This is a genomic window from Bradyrhizobium acaciae (assembly GCF_020889785.1).
Classification (GTDB): Bacteria; Pseudomonadota; Alphaproteobacteria; order Rhizobiales; family Xanthobacteraceae; genus Bradyrhizobium; species Bradyrhizobium acaciae.
Genome location: NZ_JACMYK010000055.1, coordinates 38818 through 45487, shown reverse-complemented (window position 1 = coordinate 45487; position 6670 = coordinate 38818). Strand labels below are relative to the sequence as shown.

Below are 6670 nucleotides of genomic sequence, written 5' to 3'. Positions count from 1 at the left end.
GCCCCGTGGTCAGCGTCGGCTCGACGCCCACAGCGCATTTCGCGCGCCGGCTCGACGGCGTCACCGAGGTGCGCGCCGGCGTCTTCGTGATGTTCGACCTGGTGATGGCCGGGATCAGGGTCTGCGCGGTCGAGAACATTGCGCTGTCGGTGCTCGCGACGGTGATCGGCCATCGCGCCGATCGCGGCTGGACCTTCATCGACGCAGGCTGGATGGCGCTGTCGCGCGATCGCGGCACCGCAAAGCAACCGGTCGACCAGGGCTATGGCATCGTGTGCGACATCGACGGCCGGCCCTATCCCGATTTGATCGTGACCGAAACCAATCAGGAGCACGGCGTCATCGCCACCCGTCCCGGCAGCACCGGGCCGCAGGTGAGTTTGCCGGTCGGCACGAAGGTGCGGATCCTGCCGAACCACGCCTGCGCGACCGGAGCCCAGCACGACCGCTATCATGTCGTCGCAGCCGACTCCGATTCGGTCAGGCAATGGGAGCGGTTTCGTGGATGGTAGCGGACGGAGCGCAGCCCATGACCCGAGCCTATGACGCCGTTTTGTTCGATCTGCTGACGGCGCTGCTTGATAGCTGGACGCTTTGGAACAAGGTCGCGGGCTCCGACGAAGCCGGGCTTCGCTGGCGGGCCGAGTATCTCAAGAACACCTACGCCACTGGACGCTATCGGCCCTATGAGGATCTGGTCGGCGAGGCCGCGCGCAATGTCGGATTACCGTTCGAACGGGCTGCAGAGCTTGGCGAACGCTATGCGGAGCTCGATCCCTGGCCCGAGGTTCGCGAAGTTCTGCAAACGCTGCACGCGGCCGGCGTCGCGCTCGGCGTCGTGACGAACTGTTCGGAGCGGCTCGGCCGCATCGCGGCCGACCGTATCGGCGTTCCCTTCACGGTGCTCGTGACGGCCGAGCGCGCCGGCTATTACAAGCCGCAGCCGCAACCCTATCAGCTCGCGCTCGACGAACTGCCGGTCCCGGCCACTCGATGCCTGTTCGTCGCGGGATCGGCCTATGATTTGTTCGGCACGGCACGTGTGCACCTGCCGACTTGGTGGCATAATCGGGCCGCAATGAACCTGCCGGAAGGGGCGCCCGCCCCGATCGTGGTTCGCGACGACCTTGCGACCTTGCCGGCTTTCGTGCTCGGTCGCGACGGCGCCGGACCGGCCTCCTGAGGAATGATTAAGATGCCATCATCCAGCTACATCGACCCGCTCAACGGCAAGCTCTACCCGCTGGATGTCCCGCGCTGGTGCTCGGATGAAGGCAAGCCGCTGCTCGTCACACCACTGCCCGGCATCTCCCGCGACGAGATCGATCGTGGCACCCGCTCGCTGTGGCGCTATCGGGCGGCGCTGCCGGTCGAGATCAGGCAACCGATCACGATGGGCGAAGGCTGCACGCCTGCGGTCGAGAAGGAATGGAACGATCTGCGGCCGCATTTCAAGCTCGAGTGGTTCAATCCGACGGCAAGCTTCAAGGATCGCGGCACCACGGTTATGCTGTCGTTCCTGCGCCAGCTCGGCGTCGACGCGGTGCTGGAGGACTCTTCCGGCAATGGCGGCGCGTCGGTCTCGGCCTATGGCGCGGCGGGTGGCATGCGGGTCAGGATCCTTGCGCCGGCCACCACGTCGCCGATGAAGGTGGCGCAGATGCACGCCTTCGGCGCCGAGGTGCAGCTGGTCGAAGGCCCGCGCGAGGAATCCGAGGCGGAAGCGATCCGCCAGTCGAAGCAGATCTTCTACTCCAGCCACAACTGGCAACCGTTCTTCCTGCAAGGCACCAAGTCGCTGGCCTACGAGATCTGGGAAGATTTCGGCTTCACCGCGCCGGACAATGTCATCATGCCGGTCGGCGCCGGCAGCAGCCTGCTCGGCTGCTACATCGGCTTCAAGGAGCTGCTCGCGGCCGGTCAGATCAAGAAATTGCCACGCCTGTTCGGGGCGCAGCCGCTCAACTGTTCGCCGGTCGATGCCAGCTTTGCCGCCGGCGTCGACACGCCGGTCGATCGCGCCGTCCGCAAGACCATCGCCGAGGGCACCGCGATCAAGCATCCGCTGCGGCTGAAGCAGATGATCGCCGCGCTGAAGGAGAGTGGCGGCGGCACCGTCGCTATACCCGAAGACGGCATCGTCGCCGCCTTGAAGCGGCTGGCCTTGACCGGCCTGTTCGTCGAGCCGACCTCGGCCTCGGCCGCCGCCGCACTCGACGTCCTGAAGCAGCGCGGCGCGATCCGGCCGGCGGAACGCACCGTCGTCATCATCAGCGGCACCGGGATCAAGGCCGCGGGGCTGATCACCGAGTTGCTGGGCAGCTAGCCGATCTGCAATCGAGCGCGGCGTCATCCTCCCGCGACGGCTGTGCGCGCCGGCGTGGCGTGCGCCCGTCCGATATTGTCGAGGAACTGCCGCACGCTTTCCCGCCAGGTGAAGGTCAGGGCATGGGCGCGGCATTTCTCGCGCGGCACATGCAGCGCGCCGAGCGCTGCGCGGCGCAGGTCGTAATCGAGACAACCACAGCCGGACTTGCCGATGACGTCGAGCGGTCCCATCACCGGATAGGCCGCAACCGGCAGGCCGCTGGCCAGCGCTTCGAGGATCACCATCCCGAACGTATCGGTCAGGCTTGGAAACACCATGACGTCGGCCGATGCATAGACATCGGCCAGCGCCCGGCCGGTCCGCGTGCCGAGGAAGTGCGTTTGCGGAAATCGGGCCTGCAGGCTGCTGCGCAGCGGCCCATCCCCGACCACGACTTTCGAGCCCGGCAGGTCGAGACCGAGAAAGGCATCGAGGTTCTTCTCGACCGCGACGCGGCCGACATAGAGGAACACCGGCGCGGGGAAAGCCAGCGGCCGCTCCACGCGGGGGCAAAACAGCTCGGCATCGACGCCGCGCGACCATGGCATCAACTTGCGGAAGCCGTGGGCTTTCAGCGCCTGCTCGAGCGACGGCGAGCCGACCATGATGCCGTCGCCGCCATTGTGGAAGCGGCGCAGCGCCGCGTAACTCCACCGCAGCGGGACCGGCAGCCGCGCGGCGAGATATTCGGGAAAGCGCGTGTGATAGCTGGTGGTGAACGGATAGCCCCGCGTCTGGCAGACATGTCGGCTGATCCAGCCGATCGGGCCTTCGGTCGCGATGTGGACCGAGTCCGGGCGTGCCGCCGCGATCGCGCGCTCGATCCGCCCGACCGACGGCAGCGCCAGCCGGATCTCCGGATAGCCGGGCAACGGCACGGTGCGGAAATCGGCCGGTGTCAGGAACGTGATCTCCGCGCCGAGCGACGGCGCCTCGCTGGCGAGGTATTCGAGCGAGCGGACCACGCCGTTGATCTGCGGACGCCAGGCATCCGTTGCCACCAGCACACGCATCAGGCGACGGCCTCCGCGAGCGGCGCGAAGCCCGCCGCGTCCAACTCCACCTGCGCATCGGTCCATCGGACGATTTCGAACTGCCCGTCGTAGCGCTCGATCACGCCGGTGCAGGACTCCACCCAATCCCCGGTATTGATGTAGCGGACACCGAAATCGTCGTGCATCGCCGCGTGGTGGATGTGACCGCAGATCACGCCCTGAACGTTGCGACGCCTCGCCTCGGATGACAGGACCTCCTCGAACCGGCCGATGTGGTTGACCGCATTCTTGACCCGCAACTTGGCCCAGGACGAGAACGACCAATAGCCGAACCCGAACCGGCGCCGGATCCAGTTGAGCCAGACATTGGAGGCCAGCGCGGCCCGGTAGCCGAAATCGCCGAGCAGAGCGAGCCAGCGCGCGTGCCGTACCACGACATCGAAATGGTCCCCGTGAACGACGAGATAGTCGCGGCCGTCGAGGCCGCGATGGATCGCCCGGTCGACGATTTCGACGGCGCCGAACGCAGCACCGGCGTAGTCACGCAGGCATTCGTCGTGATTGCCGGGAATGTAGACCAGGCGACGGCCCCTTTGCGCGAAAGCGATCAGCTCCCGCACCACCGCGTTGTGCGCCGTGGGCCAATACCAGCTCGACCGCAGGCGCCAGCCGTCGACGATGTCGCCGACCAGGAACAGGGTTTCGGCGTCATAGTAACGAAGGAAGTCGATCAACCGCTCCGCCTGACATCCCCTGGTTCCGAGATGGACATCGGAGATGAAGAGGCTCCTGACCTTGACGGGTAGAGGCGCCGAGATCCGCGCCACGCTCGCGCGTTCACCACACACCGGAGCTTGGACGTCCCGTCGAAACGCCAGCGCCATGGCCTCGGCCAATCCCGCGAGGACCTTCGTGACATCGCGGCTGGCACATCGCCGGAAGATCGAACGATGCCAATAGATGCCTCCGGCAAGGACCAGCAGCGCGCACTCGGCCGCGCGATATCGTCCGGTCGAAGCGGCAACACCGAATTGATAGCTTGCGGCAAGGACCAGCAATGCCGCGGCCGCCCGTTCGAGGGCGTCCGAACTCGGCCACAGACGTGACAGAGGGATTTTCATGCGCCCTCCTCCACCGGAAAGCGTGAGGCAAGCGCGCGCGGCTCCGCGAGACGCGGCGGCGCGAGCGAGCGCTTGTAGAACCGAAATCCGAGGAAGAGCGCGATCTCCACCGCGATCAGGACCACCACTACCCAGAAGCCGAGGCTGACGGGATCGTGGCCGCTGCCGCGCAGCGCATAGCCCAGACTGAGGAACGGCATGTTCCAGATCAGCGTGCCGATGGTCGTCGCCGTCACGAAGGCGCGGGGCTCCAGCCGCAGCACGCCGGCGGGCAGCGCCAGATAGATCCGCACGGTGGGCAGGGTCTGACCGATCAGCGTCACCCAGAAATGATTGCCGCGATAGGCATCGGTGAGCTGTCGATAGAGCGAAGGCCGCAGCAAGACGAACTTGCCAAAGCGCGTCACCAGCCCTTCGATGCGCCGCGAGCCGAGCGCGCGGCCGAGCCCGTACCAGCCGATCGCGCCGACGACCGATCCCGCACTGGTCGCCAGGATGGTCATCGCGAGCGTGGTGCCGTCGGAGACCGTCAGCCCGAGCAGCATCAGCAGCACGTAGGACGGCAACAGCGGAATGAACTTCTCGGCGACGGCGAGGCAGCCAACTCCCACCAGGCCGAAATGCAGAAACATTGCAATCGTGCTCGACGTGTCCATGGCGACCTCGATCAAGCGTGGGGGTGGCGGCGGCTGATCCGATAGACGGACGCCGGAGGCAGGTTGCGAAATGTCTGCCCGATGCAGGTCGCCTGCAGATCGAGACGATCGAGGATCACGTCTGCGACAGGACAGCGCGGACCATAGGTGATCTGATAGAACGCCCCGTCGGCGCGGAGATAGCCGAAGGCGCCATCGAGGATCGTCGTGACCTTCTCGGGTGGCATGATGAGAAGCCCGAGGCCGCTCACGACCGCACCGACCGGCGCCCCTTCGAACAGCCTCTCTCTCTTCAGCCAAGCCGCGTCCATCCAGAGCACCCGCGCACCCGGGAAGCGCCCCTGCAGCAGCGGAATGAACTCGGAGCCGAACTCCACCAGCGTCAGATCCCGCTGCCTCACGCCGCGGCGAAGCAAGGCATCGGTAAAGACGCCCGTACCGGGACCGAGCTCGATCACCGGACCGGTGTCTGCCGTGATCTCCTGCGTCATGAGGGACGCGACGGCCGGCCCGGACGGCGCGACTGCGGCAACACGCAGCGGATTGCGCACCCAGGCGCGGAAGAACGGCAGGATATCAGTGGCCGGCATGCTGGGGCTCCCGCATGATGAGCGCGTTGCCGGCGTCGCGGCGGAAGTTGGTTGGCAAGGTCATTCACGTGTCTTTCGCATTGCAGGTGCCCCCAGCACGTGTCTGTCTCATGCGAAGCTTGCGTCAGCCTGTCGCGAATCTGCGCGCGGACGAAATTTTGGCCGGCGGCGCATTTGAGCTGACAGGCCGCAAGGTTGCCGCAATGAATGCGACATAAACCCGGCAGATCGAATGACGAACCGATGCGGGGATCGAGACAACGAATGCGGGTGCTGTTGGTGGAGGACCAGCCGGACATGGTCACAGCGCTACGTGCGGCGCTCGCACGGCACGACATGCTGGTCGATCATGCGCCGGACCTTCTGGAAGCCGAGGCGATTGCCGCGGCGGGAAACTACGACGCGATCGTGCTCGACCGGCAATTGCCCGACGGCGACGGGCTGACGCTGATTCCGAAATTGCGCGCGAGCGGCAACGCCGTGCCGGTGCTGGTGCTGACGGCCCGCGGCGAGCTCGCGGACCGGATCTCGGGCCTCGACAGCGGCGCGGACGATTATCTCGGCAAGCCGTTTGCGTTCGAGGAACTGCTGGCGCGGTTGCGGGCGCTGCTGCGCCGGCCCGCCAATGTCCAGCAACACGCCGCGCGGATCGGCCGCCTGTCGTTCGACTTCGCCCATCGCGAGGCCAGCGTCGACGGACGTCCCCTGGAGATGCCGCGTCGCGAGCGGCTGGTGCTCGAGACGCTGCTGCATCGGATGGGACGCATGGTGCAGCGCTCCGCGCTGATGGAGGCGGTCTACGGCCTCGACGACGACGTGCAGCCCAATGCGCTGGACAGCCATGTGTCGCGTCTGCGCCGCCGGCTCGCCGAGGCCGACGCCGGCGTCACGATCAACGGCGTTCGTGGCCTCGGCTATGTGCTGCGGGAGACACCGTGAG

Annotated in this window: 8 protein-coding genes; 4 read left to right on the top strand and 4 right to left on the bottom strand. The window is 66.6% G+C overall.

Annotated features, from left to right (window positions below; all coding sequences use genetic code 11):
• From H8A92_RS21260 to H8A92_RS21250, 3 genes are all read left to right on the top strand, one after another.
• Window positions 1-512, top strand: a 512-nt coding sequence (locus H8A92_RS21260; protein WP_476695696.1) for a type III PLP-dependent enzyme domain-containing protein, incomplete at its 5' end; no start/stop codon positions are given.
• 17 nt (window positions 513-529) lie between these two features.
• Complete coding sequence (locus tag H8A92_RS21255) at window positions 530-1183, top strand: HAD-IA family hydrolase (RefSeq protein ID WP_229197549.1); 654 nt, start codon at window positions 530-532, stop codon at window positions 1181-1183.
• A gap of 12 nt (window positions 1184-1195) precedes the next feature.
• A complete protein-coding gene (locus H8A92_RS21250; protein ID WP_229197548.1) occupies window positions 1196-2326 on the top strand; it encodes a threonine synthase in 1131 nt (376 codons plus the stop codon).
• 23 nt (window positions 2327-2349) lie between these two features.
• On the opposite strand, the gene H8A92_RS21245 is transcribed toward H8A92_RS21250, so the two are convergent.
• From H8A92_RS21245 to H8A92_RS21230, 4 genes are all read right to left on the bottom strand, one after another.
• On the bottom strand, window positions 2350-3381 hold the full coding sequence (locus tag H8A92_RS21245; RefSeq protein ID WP_274613430.1) for a glycosyltransferase family 4 protein: 1032 nt from the start codon (window positions 3379-3381) through the stop codon (window positions 2350-2352).
• Window positions 3381-4247, bottom strand: coding sequence for a UDP-2,3-diacylglucosamine diphosphatase (locus H8A92_RS21240; RefSeq protein WP_420831349.1), 867 nt, complete (start codon window positions 4245-4247; stop codon window positions 3381-3383). The genes H8A92_RS21245 and H8A92_RS21240 overlap by 1 nt, the downstream gene beginning before the upstream one ends.
• A 233-nt stretch (window positions 4248-4480) precedes the next feature.
• On the bottom strand, window positions 4481-5140 hold the full coding sequence (locus tag H8A92_RS21235) for a DedA family protein (protein ID WP_229197547.1): 660 nt from the start codon (window positions 5138-5140) through the stop codon (window positions 4481-4483).
• An 11-nt stretch (window positions 5141-5151) separates the two neighbouring features.
• On the bottom strand, window positions 5152-5730 hold the full coding sequence (locus H8A92_RS21230) for a class I SAM-dependent methyltransferase (RefSeq protein ID WP_229197546.1): 579 nt from the start codon (window positions 5728-5730) through the stop codon (window positions 5152-5154).
• A 264-nt stretch (window positions 5731-5994) separates the two neighbouring features.
• Here H8A92_RS21230 and H8A92_RS21225 point away from each other — a divergent pair, with 264 nt between their 5' ends.
• A complete protein-coding gene (locus H8A92_RS21225) occupies window positions 5995-6669 on the top strand; it encodes a response regulator transcription factor (RefSeq protein WP_229197545.1) in 675 nt (224 codons plus the stop codon).
• The last annotated feature ends 1 nt before the right edge of the window (window position 6670 follow it).